Annotated in this window: 12 protein-coding genes; 6 read left to right on the top strand and 6 right to left on the bottom strand. The window is 36.4% G+C overall.

The features are described 5' to 3' along the window. Positions 1 to 71: 71 nt before the first annotated feature. The 4 genes from G9C87_RS16000 to G9C87_RS15985 all read right to left on the bottom strand — a co-directional run bounded on the left by G9C87_RS16000 (position 72) and on the right by G9C87_RS15985 (position 7,341). Complete coding sequence (locus G9C87_RS16000) at positions 72 to 2,306, bottom strand: zinc-dependent metalloprotease (RefSeq protein ID WP_172282962.1); 2,235 nt, start codon at positions 2,304 to 2,306, stop codon at positions 72 to 74. A 249-nt stretch (positions 2,307 to 2,555) separates the two neighbouring features. Beyond that, positions 2,556 to 5,486 carry a reprolysin-like metallopeptidase gene (locus G9C87_RS15995; protein ID WP_172282960.1) on the bottom strand — a complete coding sequence of 977 codons (2,931 nt, stop codon included), beginning with the start codon at positions 5,484 to 5,486 and terminating at the stop codon, positions 2,556 to 2,558. A gap of 201 nt (positions 5,487 to 5,687) precedes the next feature. Further along, positions 5,688 to 6,185, bottom strand: coding sequence for a DinB family protein (locus G9C87_RS15990; RefSeq protein ID WP_172282958.1), 498 nt, complete (start codon positions 6,183 to 6,185; stop codon positions 5,688 to 5,690). A gap of 16 nt (positions 6,186 to 6,201) precedes the next feature. Next, a complete protein-coding gene (locus G9C87_RS15985; protein WP_172282956.1) occupies positions 6,202 to 7,341 on the bottom strand; it encodes an acyl-CoA dehydrogenase family protein in 1,140 nt (379 codons plus the stop codon). Between the two features lie 195 nt (positions 7,342 to 7,536). Between G9C87_RS15985 and G9C87_RS15980 the strand changes: the two genes are divergently transcribed. The 6 genes from G9C87_RS15980 to G9C87_RS15955 all read left to right on the top strand — a co-directional run bounded on the left by G9C87_RS15980 (position 7,537) and on the right by G9C87_RS15955 (position 14,388). Next, positions 7,537 to 9,411, top strand: coding sequence for an endonuclease (locus G9C87_RS15980; RefSeq protein ID WP_172282954.1), 1,875 nt, complete (start codon positions 7,537 to 7,539; stop codon positions 9,409 to 9,411). A gap of 204 nt (positions 9,412 to 9,615) precedes the next feature. After that, complete coding sequence (locus G9C87_RS15975; RefSeq protein ID WP_172282953.1) at positions 9,616 to 10,221, top strand: SatD family protein; 606 nt, start codon at positions 9,616 to 9,618, stop codon at positions 10,219 to 10,221. 1 nt (position 10,222) lies between these two features. Then, entirely contained in the window at positions 10,223 to 10,918 is a 696-nt protein-coding gene (locus G9C87_RS15970) for a DUF3307 domain-containing protein (RefSeq protein WP_172282951.1), read from the top strand. A 32-nt stretch (positions 10,919 to 10,950) separates the two neighbouring features. Continuing rightward, complete coding sequence (purC, locus tag G9C87_RS15965) at positions 10,951 to 11,670, top strand: phosphoribosylaminoimidazolesuccinocarboxamide synthase (RefSeq protein ID WP_172282949.1); 720 nt, start codon at positions 10,951 to 10,953, stop codon at positions 11,668 to 11,670. 110 nt (positions 11,671 to 11,780) lie between these two features. Then, positions 11,781 to 13,274, top strand: coding sequence for an amidophosphoribosyltransferase (gene purF / locus G9C87_RS15960; RefSeq protein WP_172282947.1), 1,494 nt, complete (start codon positions 11,781 to 11,783; stop codon positions 13,272 to 13,274). Positions 13,275 to 13,440: 166 nt separating this feature from the next. Continuing rightward, the gene (locus tag G9C87_RS15955; RefSeq protein WP_172282945.1) at positions 13,441 to 14,388 is read left to right on the top strand and encodes a glycerophosphodiester phosphodiesterase family protein; all 948 of its coding nucleotides are present in this window, start codon (positions 13,441 to 13,443) and stop codon (positions 14,386 to 14,388) included. Between the two features lie 101 nt (positions 14,389 to 14,489). On the opposite strand, the gene G9C87_RS15950 is transcribed toward G9C87_RS15955, so the two are convergent. Both G9C87_RS15950 and G9C87_RS15945 read right to left on the bottom strand, forming a co-directional pair. Continuing rightward, entirely contained in the window at positions 14,490 to 15,194 is a 705-nt protein-coding gene (locus tag G9C87_RS15950; protein ID WP_172282943.1) for a porin family protein, read from the bottom strand. Positions 15,195 to 15,693: 499 nt separating this feature from the next. Then, entirely contained in the window at positions 15,694 to 16,254 is a 561-nt protein-coding gene (locus G9C87_RS15945) for a porin family protein (protein ID WP_172282941.1), read from the bottom strand. Positions 16,255 to 16,320 lie beyond the last annotated feature (66 nt).

Here is a 16,320-nt window from a genome sequence, read left to right as displayed (position 1 = left end):
CTATAAGATGAATTGAATAAAAAAAGGCCGCTCTAAAAAGAGTAGCCTTAAGATCATTGTTATCAAGATAATTATTCTTTAATAAACCTTTTTGTTGTTTCTCCAGTCTGAAGTAAATAAACTCCCTTAATAAGGCCACTTACATTAATGGCTCCTCTTTCAAGTTTTCCTGAATTAATTAGTTTCCCGCCCATATCAAAAATTTTATATTCTTCTGAAGTAGCGTTTGAAACATTTAAGATATTTTTTACCGGGTTAGGGAAGAGCTTCACCTCGGTGATCAGGTCTTTAGTGATGTCTTTTTGTTTGGCTGAAGATGCAGTTACCTTTATATTGGCATTGTTCACATCAAAGAAAATGTGATTGCTTCCTTTTACCATAATTCTTCCTGTTGTTGTTGCAACATTAGGAATTGTTACTGCCTGGGTACCGTCATTTGGAGTTCCCGCCAGCAAAGTAGTCCAGGTAGTTCCACTATTGGTTGACCATAATATATCCACATTAGCCGCATTTACATTATTTCCTGTAGTTCCTGCAACGTCCCATGTTATGGTTTGAGAGCTTCCCCCGGCATAAGTTACGGCAGAATTTTGGGAACTCACCTTAAATGGACCAGCTGTAGAGTTTACTGTAATTATAGCATCATCGGAATTATTTCCTGATCCACCGGCTCTGTTATCACGGACTGTAAATCTGAAATTCAGTTTTCTTGCCACATTAGATAATGCTTCTACTGTGATTTCGGATCCTGAGGTGGTTGTAGCACCTGCAAGGATAGAAGCCATTCTTGGGAAATACCTGGTAGGAGAGGCAGTTGGTGTCCATGATCTGAATGTAGGACCAGCGGTTTTTGTAGCACTGGCTGCAGAACTGGATCCTGTTTGTGAAGAAGTTCCCTTATCCATTTGCTCCCAGATATAAGTTAATGTATCTCCGTCAGCATCCGTACCGGTTCCTGTCAACATAAAGGGTGTGCCTTTAGGAATAGTGTAATCAAGACCTGCATTGGCTGTTGGGATGGAATTTCCTGTAGCTGTATTTACAGAGCAGGTTGCGGCTTTAATATTGTCCGTAATCTGCTGAATGCTTAAAGCATGGAATAAAGCGTCCGAATGAGCTTGCACATCATAACTTGTAATCCCTGCATAGCCCATAATGGTAGATCCGGATCCCGGTTCTACAGGTTGCAATCCGGTTTGGGTCTGATAAGACCATGTATGATTACCTCCAAACTGATGTCCCATCTCATGAGCTACATAATCTATATCAAAACTATCTCCTGAAGGAACTCCGTCTGCCGGTGAGGTGTATCCGCTTCCCTTGTAATTCTCAGGTGAACCATCAGAATCTAAAGTCTTATCATTGCTACAAATACAGCCTATACAACCTGCATTACCACCACCACCATCTTTTCCGAATAAATGTCCTATATCAAAATTGGCATCACCAATTGTTGAGTGTAAGGTTTGCATAAGTTCATAATTCCAATTATCAAGCTGTGATGAAGGGGAATAAGGATCGGTGGATGAATTGGTGTAAATGACATCATCATTATTTGAGATAAGGACCATTCTGGCAGCAAAATCTTTTTCAAACACTCCGTTTACACGGGTCATTGTGTTATTCATAGCAGCCAGGGCGTTTGCTTTAGTTCCTCCAAAATAAGACGTATACTCACCGGTGCAGGAAAGGGCTAATCTAAAGGTTCTTAACTTTGAATCATCAGCATTCGGTCTTGCAACAACGGTTGTTTTATCAATCCCTTTCTGTGCAACATCAATCACTTTACATTCAAATTTATTAAGTGCATCCTTTTTATCAGACTTCCTATAAATTACATACGTAGAAAGATCCTTCGTGTAAGGCTCAATAAAAACAGCAGAGCGGTCACCGTAAATTTCCATAGAAGAAAGCCCCAAAGGAGAAATACTGAAATACACAGTCGAACTTTTATCTTCTGCTCCCTGTCCAACATACGATTTAATATCCGGATATTTTGCAGCTAAAAGAGGATCAAAGTTTGAGTTTTCCCTTACTTTAAAATTTTCCATTTTTCCTTCTGAATTAGGAAAAGAAATAATAATTTCTGATGGTTCTCCCGCAGACAATCTTTTTGGAGCTTTTGAAAGGACGCTTTTGAGTGCATCAAGATTTAGTGAGTACACTTTTGGATCAGTAATGCCGGTTTTGTTCTCAAAAACCTGCGATGCTGTCTTTGGTGAAGTTTGAGACCAGAGACGATCGGTCTGCGCGAAAGAGATGCCCGAAATTAAAAGCACCCCAATCATGGATAACTGTTTTTTCATATAAAATATTGTTTAATTGTGGAATACCAAAGCTAACGAAAATAATATTACGAAAAACGTACTTAATTCATATTTTTACTAGGTATTAATTATTATTTTCATTTACGAATTGAATAATAGTTAATTTTTTAATAAAAAATGAATAAAATAAATTAAAACAAAATAAATGATTAATTTTTTTCTAAATCAACAAATAAAAAAACTACCTCTGGTGAGGTAGCTTTTTCATTTAATCCTGATTTAATATTATTAATCTTTAATGAATCTCCTTGAAATTTCACCAATTTGTATCATATAAGCTCCTTTTACGAGATTATTTACATTAACAGATCCTCTTTCGAGTTTTCCTGAATTGATTAATTTTCCTGTCATATCGAAGATTTTATATTCTTCAGATGTTGTATTGGAAACATTAAGGATATTTTTTACCGGATTAGGATAAAGTTTGATATCTGTAAGCATATTATTGCCAGCTAATATGTCTCCTTTAGATGTTGATCCGATATTTACTGTGTAATCCTCAACTTGTCCATACGTATAAGTTCCGCAAGATGATGATGGGATAGAGCTGTACTGCATCATTACTCTCATTCTTGTAGAGCCAAGTGCAGCAGAGGCAGGAATCGTTATACTTCCCGTTACCGGTGTTGTAGTAGATCCTGATTTGGTCCATACCAATTCGCCGCTATCTGTAAAGACTCCGTTTTGATTGTAGTCAATATATACTGCGTACGCTTCACTGTATACGGTTGAAGTCCATACCGGAGTAATAGAAATTGTATAGGCAGTTCCTCTTGTAACATTAGTGGAAACAGATGTGAAATTCTCGTATCCTGCAGTTCCCGTAGAAGTGTTGTTGATCGTTCCAAACTTCACATTTCCTATTCTTTCGTCAGCAGTATTGTTTGCACTTGCTGAACAATAGGTTACCGTGCTTCCTGCAAGAGTTGTTACACTTACGGAATTACTGGCTACTGAAGTGTTTCCTGCGGCGTCTTTTGCTTTAACGGTAAAGCTGTAAGTGGTAGATGGACTTAAGCTTGTTACTGTATAAGAAGTAGAAGCAGTAGATCCTATTAATGAAGCACCCTGATATACATCATATCCGGTAACTCCTACATTATCCGTAGCTCCACTCCATGATAAATTGGTTGTGGTTGCAGTAGTACCGGAAGCAGCAAGAGTAGGTGCTGTAGGCGCTACAGTATCAGTTCCTCCTGAACCTGCATTTACCGTGATGTTAGCGTTATTTACATCAAAGAATACATGATTGGAACCTTTTACCATAATTCTCCCTGTTGTCGTAGAGGCATTAGGTATGGTAACAGCCTGGCTTCCATCATTAGGTGTTCCGGCCAATAATGTAGTCCAGGTATTTCCACTGTCAGTTGACCAAAGAATATCTACATTAGCAGCATTTACATTATTTCCTGTAGTTCCTGCTACATCCCATGTTACAGTTTGGGAAGTTCCTCCTGTATATGTCGTTGCTGAATTTTGGGAAGAAACCACAAATGGTCCTGCTGTAGAATTTACCGTAATCACTGCATCATCAGAATTGTTTCCTGAACCTCCGGCTCTGTTATCACGAACTGTAAATCTGAAGTTCAGTGTTCTTGCTACATTAGATAAAGCTTCTACAGTAATTTCTGAACCTGCGGTTGTGGTAGCACCGGCAAGGATAGAAGCCATCCTTGGAAAATATCTGGTTGGAGAAGTTGTTGGAGTCCATGATCTGAAAGTAGGTCCGGATGCTTTTGTTGCGCTGGCTGCAGAGCTTGCTCCTGTCTGTGACGAAGAAGCATTGTCCATTTGTTCCCATATATAGGTTAAGGAATCTCCGTTTGAATCCGTACCGGTTCCTGTTAACATAAATGGTGTGCCTTTAGGAATAGTGTAATCAGATCCTGCATTAGCGGTTGGAATTGCATTTCCTGTTGCTGTACTTACAGGACATGTTTTAGCTTTAATATTATTAGTGATCTGCTGGATACTTATTGCATGGAAAAATGCATCAGAATGAGGTTGTACATCCTGAGAGGTAATTCCTGCATATCCCATGATGGTAGATCCTGAACCAGGTTCCATATTAGCTCCGGTTCCTTCATTGCTCATAGAGAATGTATGGTTTCCTCCGAACTGATGCCCCATCTCATGCGCTACATAATCAATATCAAAATTATCTCCTGAAGGAATTGCATCAGCAGGGGAGGTGTAGCCACTTCCTTTCGAGCCGTTTGTACAAACACATCCGATACATCCGGCATTTCCACCACCTCCGGTAGCCCCGAAAAGGTGTCCGATGTCGTAATTAGCCTCGCCAATCACAGAAGTTAGGGTATTTTGAAGTTGCGAATTCCAGTTATTCATGCTGCTTGAAGGAGAGTAGGGATCCGTAGAAGCGTTAGTGTAAATTACAGCATCATTGTTAGAAATTAAAACCATTCTTGCTGCGAAATCTTTTTCAAAAACACCATTTACGCGGGTCATTGTATTGTTCATTGCAGCTAAAGCATTGGCTTTTGTTCCCCCAAAATAAGTAGTGTATTCTCCCGTGCATGAAAGTGCTAATCTGAAAGTTCTCAGCTTGGCATCATCAGCGTTAGGTCTTGCAGCGAGACTGGTATTATCAATCCCTTTTTGGGCAACATCAATAACAGTACATTCAAATTTGTTAAGATTGTCTTTTTTGTCTGATTTTTTATAAACCACATAAGTTGAAAGATCTTTGGTGTAAGGCTCGATGAACACAGCCGATTTATCACCATAAATTTCCATCGAGGATAACCCTAAGGGCGAAATACTGAAATAAACTGTGGAATTAGAATCTCCAAGACCCTCACCAACGTAAGATTTAATGTCCGGATACCGGGCTGCCAGTTGTGGATCAAAATTTGAATTTTCTTTTACTTTAAAGTTTTCCATTTTCCCGTCAGAATTAGGAAAAGAAATAATGACTTGTGATTTTTCGCCGGCAGCCAGTCTTTTGGGAGCTCTTGAAAGCGCGTTTTTCAAACCATCTATGTCCAGTGTATAGACTTTTGGATTATTGATGTTCGTTTTATTCTCGAAAACATTTGCAGATGTTTTCTGTGAACTTTGAGACCAGAGACGATCGGTCTGAGCGAAAGAAATGCCCGTCATAAAAAGCACTCCAATCAGAGTTAATTGTTTTTTCATAAAATATTTGTTTGATTGTGGAATGTCAAAGCTAATAAAAAATTCACAACAGAAAACAAAATTTTTTAAGAAATTTTTTGATTATATTTTAAATGTATTAAGCATTATGTTGAGAATAACAAAATTCATATTGTATCAAAAAAAGAAAATAGCATACGTAAAATACGCATGCTATTCATTTATTGATAAGTTAACTCTACATTACAATCTATCATCAGCCGTAGGGCCATACAATCCGGGAACTTTATTTCCCGTTGATCTCAGATAAACAACCAGTTCTCCTCTGTGATGATATAAATGATTAAATAAAAAGCCTCTAATTACCTGAACTCTTGGAGTAGGAGCGAAAAGAATTTTTCCATTCATTTCCATTTTCCACTCATTAAAATATGTACTTTCATCAGAGCCCTCTATTACTTGTTGGGCTCTACTGACATTATTTTCAAACTTTGCTACAATATTTTGAATTGTGGAAATATCCCCTTTATCATATTGGTAGATTCCCATATCGAAAGTATCCTGATTGAAAGTATATTCATACCAGTTGTAAATCTCTGCAATATGAGAGGCCAGTTGGCCCGTGGTCCAGCTTTTATCGGAAGGTTTCCAATCCAGAACACTGTCGGGAATTGCATTTAAAATTTTTCGGGTATTCTCTGCTTCATAGAGAAACTCACCTAAAAGAGCCTGTTTAATCATGATAGTTGAAAATAAATTATTGTGTAATATCTCTTCCGATTACCAATCTCTGGATTTCTGAAGTTCCTTCACCAATGGTACAAAGTTTAGAATCTCTGTAATATTTTTCTGCAGGAAAATCTTTAGTGTATCCATAACCTCCAAAAATCTGAACTGCATTATTTGCAATTCTCACACAAGCTTCAGAAGCAAATAACTTCGCCATTGCTCCTTCTTTGGTCATTTTTTGTTTTGCATTCTTTAATGTACAAGCTCTGTGAATAAGAAGTTCAGCAGCGTCAATTTCAGTTGCCATATCAGCAAGCATGAAATTAATAGCCTGGAAGCTTGCGATAGATTTTCCGAACTGATGTCTTTCCTTAGCATACTTTAATGCTGCTTTATATGCACCTCTTGCTGTCCCAAGACTTAATGCTGCAATCGATATTCTTCCACCATCCAGGATTTTCATAGCTTGCTTGAAGCCTTCTCCAACTTCTCCTAAACGATTAGAATCTGGTACACGTACATTATCAAAAATTAATTCAGCCGTTTCAGAAGCACGCATTCCCAGTTTGTTCTCTTTCTTTCCTGAAGTGAAACCCGGCATTCCCTTTTCCAAAACAAAAGCAGTTGAATTATTCTTTGCTCCTTTTTCTCCCGTTCTTGTCATTACGACTGCAATATCTCCGGAAATAGCATGAGTAATGAAGTTTTTAGCTCCATTGATTACCCATTCATCACCATCCTTCACAGCTGTTGTAGACATTCCTCCTGAATCTGAACCTGTATTGTGTTCTGTTAATCCCCATGCTCCAAGTACTTTTCCTGTTGCAAGCTGAGGCAACCATCTATGTCTTTGCTCTTCATTTCCAAATTCGTAAATATGGTTCGTACACAATGAGTTGTGTGCGGCTAAAGAAAGTCCGATAGAAGGGTCTACCTGAGAAATTTCGTCAAGAATAGTAACATATTCGTGATAGCCTAACCCGGAACCTCCATATTGCTCAGGAACAACAATTCCCATAAAACCCATTTCTCCTAATTGATGAAATAGATCTTTTGGAAAAGTCTGGCTCTCGTCCCATTCCATAATATGGGGTCTGATGTTTTTTTCAGCAAATTCTTTTGCTGTTTCTGCTATCATTTTGATGTTGTCAACAATCTCGGTATTCATTATATAAGTAAATAGTTAGTTCTCAAAGATACTTAAATTGTAGAAATACGAAAATAAATTATCCACTGCGTAATATTCTGTCTACAATAAATTAACTATCAGTTTTTTACATAATATAATTTAATAATTTTTTAATAAAAATCATGTAAAGAGATATTGATTATTTATCTATTTTACAATACCAAATTTTAGAATATGAAAAAACTTTTACGATCTATTATCTTATTTTCCTCTTTTGTTTCAGCACAAGCTCCGGCCGGATATTATGACGGAACAACGGGACTTACCGGATTTACATTGAAGTCCAGATTGCATGACATTATTTCGACTAAGAACATAAGCTGGCATTATGGTGATCTCACCAATTATTATAATCAGACGGATCTCGATATTTATTATGATCATGATGCAAGCAACACGACGATACTATTGGATATGTACTCTGAAATTCCGACAGGACCGGATGCTTACGAATATACGACCGCTAATCTTATAGGAAGTTCGTCGGCCGAAGGACTCGGATGGAACAGAGAGCATATGATGCCTCAAAGTACATTTTACAGTAACTATCCCATGTATTCGGATTTGTTTTATGTAGCACCAACAGATGCAAGGATCAATCAGTTGAGAAGTAATTATCCGTATGGAATTTCTACTACAACACCTTCTAATGTATTTTACACCTTTACCAATTCTTCCAAAATCGGAAGAAGTGCCATTCCCAATTATGCTTATACAGGACGTGTTTACGAACCAATAGATGAGTTCAAAGGAGATGTTGCCAGGAGCTTATTGTATTTTGCAGTGAGGTATGAAGGAAAATTAGGAACTTTTAAATTCAACAATAATGCAAACCCGGCCTCGGATACCAATCCTCTGGACGGTACGGAAGAAAAAGCATTTGATGATGCGTATATAGCTATGCTTCTCCAATGGCATGCCCAGGATCCTGTTTCCCAAAGAGAAATTGACAGAAATAATTCTGTTTACATGATACAAAAGAACAGAAATCCATTTATTGATCATCCGCAATGGGTAAATGATATCTGGGGACAGGTTCCTGACACGATTTCTCCTCAATCACCAACGAATCTAACTGTGAGTCAGACAAGCGCCTACTTTACAACATTGAGCTGGACGCCAAGTACAAGTTCAGATGTTATCGGATATAAGATTTATCAGAATGGGTCGCTGGTGGCATCAACAAGAAATACCTCGATAAGCATCGATCATCTTTCTCCTTCTACCAACTACAATTATACGGTTAAAGCCTATGATAACGGATATCTTTTTTCACCAGACAGTAATATTGTTTCAGTAACCACTCTTGCTTCCGATGTATACTCCAAAGACCTTTTTGTTTCTAAATATTTAGAAGGAACATCCAATAATAAAGCTATTGAGATTACCAACAGAACGGGGCATGCGGTGAATTTAAGCAATTACAGACTTGCTATTCAGTTTCCTAGTGGAACCAATTATTATTTTCCTGCTCCATATGAACTGGAGGGCATCGTACAGAATAATGAAACTTTTATTATTTTAAATCCTAACGCCAGTTTTTCATGCTTTGGCAATGAAAGCGCTAAGTTTGTTACTGCAGCCCCGCAAATGACATTTTCAGGAAGCCAGTATATTGAGCTGAGTTATAAATCTGCAACTGTTGATGCTATTGGTATCAAGTCCCAATCCAATTCATCTCAATTGACTGACGTTTCTCTTTACAGAAAAGCTAATGTTACTCAGCCCACAACTTCTTTTAATATAAATGAATGGGACGTACATCCTGCTGATCATTGTGAAGATACGGGAACTTTATTTTTACAGGATATTCAGTATGCCGGACAGGAAGAACTTAAAATATATCCTAATCCTGTCAGTGAAAATATATTTGTAAGCGGAAAAACAGAAGGCATAGAAACGGCACAGATCATCGACTGGTCCGGAAGGGTATTGATTACTGAAAAAATACCTTTCCTAAATAAAAATAATATTTCCGTACAGAATTTACAATCCGGTCATTATCTTTTAAAACTGGATAACAAAGTATTTAAATTTATTAAGAAATAACTTTATAAAATTCAGAAAATAGATTTTTTCACTTTAAAAAGTAATGAAATTATAGTTCTGGAAATTAATTTTTAAAGAGCTCATATCCCGTTGAATCTACTGTTTTACAGTATATTGATATAAGCAGATTCACTAATAATTAATATCTATAAGTGTTTCTGCTTATATCTTTTATTTATAAGTAATTATGCTTATATTTGCAAAATGATAGCGGTCATCACCGGTGATATTATAAATTCGCAACATGCAGACACAGAAGTTTGGATTACCAAACTAAAGAATCTCCTGGAGAATTGGGGGAGCTCACCCCTCACATGGGAAATTTACAGAGGAGATGAATTTCAGTTTAAGTGTACTATCGATGAAGTTTTCTGGCGTTTTCTAGCCATAAAATCTATTATAAAAAGTCAGGAAAATTTAGATGTAAGGATAGCCATCGGTATTGGTGAGGAAAACTTTTCATCCGAAAAGATTACCGAATCCAATGGAACGGCCTACGTTAATTCCGGAAGATTACTGAATGGATTAAAGAGTGATGGTGATACTGTTGCTATTAAAACATCGAACGAAACGGTAGACAGGGACCTCAATATTCTTTTAAAGTGGGCTTCAAAAGATTTTGATAACTGGACAATGGCTACCGCAGAGATTATTCATGAAATGATTATGAATAAAGATATCACCCAGGAAGATCTAGCCAGGAAGTTTGCCATATCGCAATCTTCGGTAAGCCAGAGGCTAAAACGGGCGAACTATGACCTTATCGTAGAGACAAATCAATATTTTAGAAAGAAAATTTCAGAACTGTAACATGATTTTCACTAAACTCATATTGGCACATTTACTCGGAGATTTTATTCTTCAGCCAAATTCATGGGTTGCTGATAAAGAAAATCGTAAACTTAAAAGTAGGTATCTCTACCTGCATGTTCTCATACATACCGCTTTAACTTTTATTTTCCTCTGGAACCTTCAACTTTGGTGGGTGGCAGCGTTGGTAGGTATTTCTCATTTTATCATTGATGCAGCTAAGCTTATCTTTCAAAACATTAAAACAAAGAAAAGATGGTTTTTTATTGATCAGGTTCTTCATATTCTGGTCATTCTAGGTGTTTCATTTTATTTTAAAGAATTTGATGTAACAATATTTGAAAATCAGGAATTTCTGAAAATAGTAATGGCTGTTTTATTTTTAACGACGCCTTCATCTATTATCATTAAAATATTACTGTCTTCATGGACTCCGGTTGCTGAAGCTCAGAATAATATACAAACCGAATCTTTAACGAGTGCAGGTAAATATATAGGAATCCTGGAACGTTTACTGGTATTTATTTTTATTCTGGTAAACCACTGGGAAGGGGTAGGTTTCATGGTTGCTGCCAAATCTGTATTCAGATTCAGTGACCTTGCACAGGCAAAACAACGAAAGTTGACTGAATATGTATTGGTAGGAACGCTTTTAAGTTTTGGAATGGCTGTTTTAACGGGAATTTTAATAAAATAATTATAAATCTAACTATAAAGACAATTTAGAAAATGGAAAAGAAAGAAATGTTGTACGAAGGTAAGGCTAAACAAGTGTTTGCTACCGATAATCCTGATCAAGTAGTAGTGCGTTTCAAAGATGATGCTACGGCTTTCAATGCTCAGAAAAGAGGACAGGTTGATCTTAAGGGCGAAATGAACAACGCGATCACCACTTTAATTTTTGAGTATTTAAATGAAAAAGGGATTAAAACTCATTTCATTAAACAATTGAACGAAAGAGAACAATTGGTAAAAAAAGTATCCATTATTCCTTTGGAAATGGTTGTAAGAAACTATTCTGCCGGAAGTATGGCTCAGAGATTAGGAGTAGAGGAAGGTATAAAATCTCCGGTAACTATTTTTGATATCTGCTATAAAAAAGACGAATTGGGAGATCCTTTGATCAATGATCACCACGCTGTTTTCTTAGGTGCAGCTACGTATGAAGAGCTTGACGAAATGTACGAGCTGACTTCTGATATCAACGAAATCCTTATCGATCTGTTTGATAAAATGAATATCATCCTGGTTGACTTCAAGATCGAATTAGGGAAAACATCAGATGGTGAAATTATCCTGGCAGATGAAATCTCTCCTGATACATGCAGATTATGGGATAAAGACACCATGAAAAAATTAGATAAAGACAGATTCAGAAGAGACTTAGGTGAAGTAACTGAAGCGTATGTCGAAATCTATAACAGACTGAAAGCTTTACTTAATAAATAAGTAATACGGAAGATTTATAATCAGACTTGAGATTGTATTTAACATAATATTGAATTTCACATCTAATTGTAGAATCTATCAAAATAAAATCTAGATTAGAAAAAATAGAAATGAAAAGTTTAGACATTCATAAAAGTGAATATTTAAAACAGTTTAAAAACCAGACTTACGGTAGAAACCTTTTCAGAACAAAGGAAGAGGAAAGACTTGATGCTCCGAATGAGGAGTGCGGTATTTTCGGATTGTATTCTGACAATGATCTGGATACGTTTTCCCTTTCTCAGTTCGGACTTTTTGCTTTACAGCACAGAGGACAAGAGGCCTGTGGTATTTCCGTTCTTAAAAACGGGAAGATCAATAACCTGAAAGATGAAGGGTTGGTTTTAGACGTTTATAAAGATATTCAGGATCCTGAAGCTTTTATGGGGAATTCTGCAATAGGGCATACACGTTATACTACAGCAGGAGACAAAAAGAAGTACAATTTCCAGCCATTTTTTGCGAAAAATGAATATGACCAGATTATACTTTCGATTGCACATAACGGTAATTTAACGAACGCAAAAGAACTGAAAGCCGAACTGGAGGCAGAAGGTGTTGTTTTCAGAGCAACTTCAGATTCTGAGGTTATCTTAAGATTAATCCAGAAAAACCTTGATCTGGGATTAAGAGGAGCGATCAAAGCAACAATGGAAAAGATCGAAGGAGCTTATTCAGTGGTAGGAATGACGAGAAATAAGTTTTTTGCATTCAGGGATTTCAACGGGATCAGACCGTTGGTTTTAGGAGCTATTGATGAAAAATCATATGTGGTGGCTTCTGAATCCGTAGCATTGGACGCAGTGGGAGCACAGTATGTTCGTGATATTTTACCTGGAGAGATCATCTACACCAACGAAAATGAGACCGGATTACAGTCTTATATGGTGAATGAAAAAGGAAAACAAAGAATCTGTTCTTTCGAATATATCTACTTTGCAAGACCTGACTCTACATTAGAAAACATTAATGTGTATGAGATCAGAGAAAAGTCGGGTGAAAAAATCTGGGAACAAGCTCCTGTGGATGCAGATATCGTTATCGGAGTTCCGGATTCAGGAGTACCTGCAGCGATTGGCTTTTCAAAAGCATCAGGGATCCCTTTCCGCCCGGTTTTAATTAAAAACCGATATATCGGAAGAAGTTTTATTGTTCCGACTCAGGAAATGAGAGAAAGGATCGTTAACCTGAAGCTGAATCCTATTATATCTGAAATTAAAGGCAAGAGAGTAGTTATTATTGACGACTCTATTGTAAGGGGAACTACTTCTAAAAGACTGGTTAAGATTTTAAAGGATGCCGGAGTAAAGGAAATCCATTTCAGAAGTGTTTCTCCTCCGATCATTGCACCTTGTTATCTTGGGATTGATACTCCATCAAAAGATGATTTGATTTCAGCCAATATGACGACTGAAGAGCTAAGAAACTACCTTGGAGTAGATTCTTTAGAGTTCCTCAGTACAGAAAACCTTAAAGAAATTTTAGGATCTTCCAATCACTGCTTTGGATGTTTTACAGAACAATATCCTGTAGCAAAAGGGGAGGAAGTAGAGCTATTTAATTAATTGTCTCAACAATCAATACATAAAAAGACCTGATAGCATAATATCAGGTCTTTTTTCGTTTTTATTGTCGAAAAAAATAATTGATATAAATGTAGCAAAAGCTTAATATTACTGTCGTACAGGATATGCCGGTATCCTTTAATTTTGCGTAATTAAGATCAGGATTATGAAAAGTACATTTATCACGGGTATTTTATTTCTGTTTATTCAGCTGTATTCAGCTCAGTATTTTGATACCCAGGCGCATAGGGGTGGAAAATCCTTATATCCGGAAAACACCATCCCTGCAATGAAAAATGCTTTAAAGATGGGGGTTACGACACTTGAAATGGATCTTGCCATCACAAAAGACAAGCAGGTGATTCTTTCTCACGATGCATTTCTTTCACCTGAACTGGTAACAAAGCCTGACGGAACATTTATTCCCCGGGATTCAGGATTTTATTACAAAATTTATGAAATGCCTTATGCAAAGATCAAAACTTTTGATGTAGGGATGAAAACACTAGCTAATTATCCTGACCAAAAGAAAATGAGGGTACAAAAACCGCTCTTTTCAGATGTTATAGATGCCTGTGAGAGTTATGCCCGGGAACTTAAAAGGCCTTTGCCGTTTTATAATATAGAGACTAAAACGCGACCTTTTTCGGATGATATTTTCCATCCTGAACCTAAGGAATTTGTCGATCTGATGATGAAGATCATTGTAGGAAAAAATATCCAGGACCGGGTTATTATTCAATCCTTCGATCCAAGAACCTTAGAGCTTATCCATGCACAATATCCTAAAATAATGACTGCCTTACTGGTAGAGAAGGTGGATGATAAAAAGCTCGCCCAGCAGCGGAATTATTTTAAAAATATCCCTGTCGAAAAATTCAGAATGTATCCCGATCATCTTAATGGAGTATCGGGTGATATGAAATTCTTAAGTTTTACTCCTACAATTTACAGTCCGGATCAATCTCTTGTCACGCCCGGATTGGTACAGGAATGCCACAAGCTGGGAATGAAAGTCATACCATGGACAGTAAACTCGAAAGAAAGACTGCAGGAATTAAAAGAAATGGGAATAGATGGGGTGATCAGCGATGACCCTCGAATTTTCGAATAGATTTGCCTTACCCATACAATAGAAATGGCTGGAAGTTATTCTTCCAGCCATTTTATAATGCAGAAAACTACATTCTATGGTTAAAAAATTGGTTGTTGTTATTAAAACTTATAATTCAAACCTAGTTGGAATACTCTGTTGTTGTTTTCAGCAGCAGGTCTGCTTTTATCAATCTTAGTCAAGCTATTTACATATCTTGCGTTGATTCCCAGATTACGTGTGAAATAGTATCCTAAACCTAGACCTAGACCAAAGTTGAATTTATTGATGTCATCTTTGTTGATCGTTTCAGAAACTGAATTTTTCTGAGTGGTAGCGATACCGTTTGTAGTGCTTGTAACAGTATTTTCACCTTTGTTTTTTCCATCGATGAAATAACTGAATTCAGGACCTGCTTCTACATAAAAGTTATCGGCTGGCTTAAACTGAACCATTACCGGTACTGAAACATAATTCAATGTTGTTTTGTAATCACGTTGAGTTTTTACAGTAGTAGCTCCCGTTGTAACTTCAGTAGAAGAAAGAACACTTCTTGCTCCTAATTGGTTATACAATGCTTCAGGCTGTATGCTGAATTGCTTGGAAAGAGGAATATTTACAAAAACACCGGCATTAAATCCTATTTTCTGATTGTTTGCACTTAATTGTTGCTGACTGAATTGAGCGGAGTTAGCTCCACCTTTAATACCAAATCTGATTGGTTCTTTTTCTTTGTTAACAGTAGTAATAGTAGCTGTTGTTTGTGTTTCCTGAGCAAATACTAATGAACCAGCAACTATTGCTAGTCCTAGAAATAACTTATTCATAATTTTATTTTTTAAATTGTACTATTTCTTGTTATCCGAATTATTCATTCAGATGGGGTGTATTTTGCAAAAGGCTTGCCATAATTATAATTTTATGATTTGCAGAAAGATAAGCTGCGAGCCGCTTCTTTAAAAGAACAAGTGATAATCCACATACGTGGGATTTTTTTAGTTAAAACAATCTAATATGTTTAATTTTTAAGTTAAAATTGCTTGAAAAAAAATTGCATTTTTTTTCATTTTTTTTATTCAACACCCTTTATTCATCGTTAATTATGACCATTTTCACCCAACTTTCCAGATGAATTGAAGCTTACAAAAATGCCAGATGAACATTTTGATCAGACTTTTATACTTTTTTATGATCATCATTTGTTGATTAATGGATGCATTGCAATGATTATTCAATGTGAAAACAGAACATTACAGGAGATCCGGATATAAAAAAAACGGTTAAATTTATTAAATCTAACCGCTTATCTTGTTATTAAGTATATTATTACTTATTAAATTTATAAGTAAGACCGATCTGGAATACGTTATTTTTTCCATCTGCCTGTACGTTATTAACTTCTTTAGCAATATCTATAACACCTGCAACATATCTTGCATTTACACCGATATTCTTTGTAAAGAAATATCCAGCACCAAGACCTACACCAAAATCAAAACCTTTTACAAAATCTTTTCCATCCACAGAAGAAGATTTGTATTTAAATTTTGAATTGATCAGGAAGCTAAACTGAGGTCCTGCTTCAAGATAAAACTGCGGAGTTGCATTATACTGGAACATCACAGGAACAGAGATATAATCTAAATTTACTTTAAGATCAGTGTTTCCATCAGCTTTTGCACCTAATCCATTGTATAAGATTTCGGGTTGTACACTAAAGCTAGGAGCTACAGGGACATTCATTAAAACCCCACCATAGAATCCTGCTTTTGATTTTGAATCACCACCTGAAATTGTAGAAATATTAAGACCTGCTTTTACTCCAAATGTTTGAGCAAACGTTAATGAACCAGCAACGATTGCCAAACCTAATAATAATTTTCTCATGATTATATTTAATTTTAATTTGTACTGTTTTGCTGCAAAATTCTTGCCAAATTATGTTAAAATAAC

Source organism: Chryseobacterium sp. LAM-KRS1, from assembly GCF_013184525.1.
Lineage (GTDB): Bacteria > Bacteroidota > Bacteroidia > Flavobacteriales > Weeksellaceae > Chryseobacterium > Chryseobacterium proteolyticum.
This window is presented reverse-complemented; position numbering and strand designations above follow the sequence as displayed.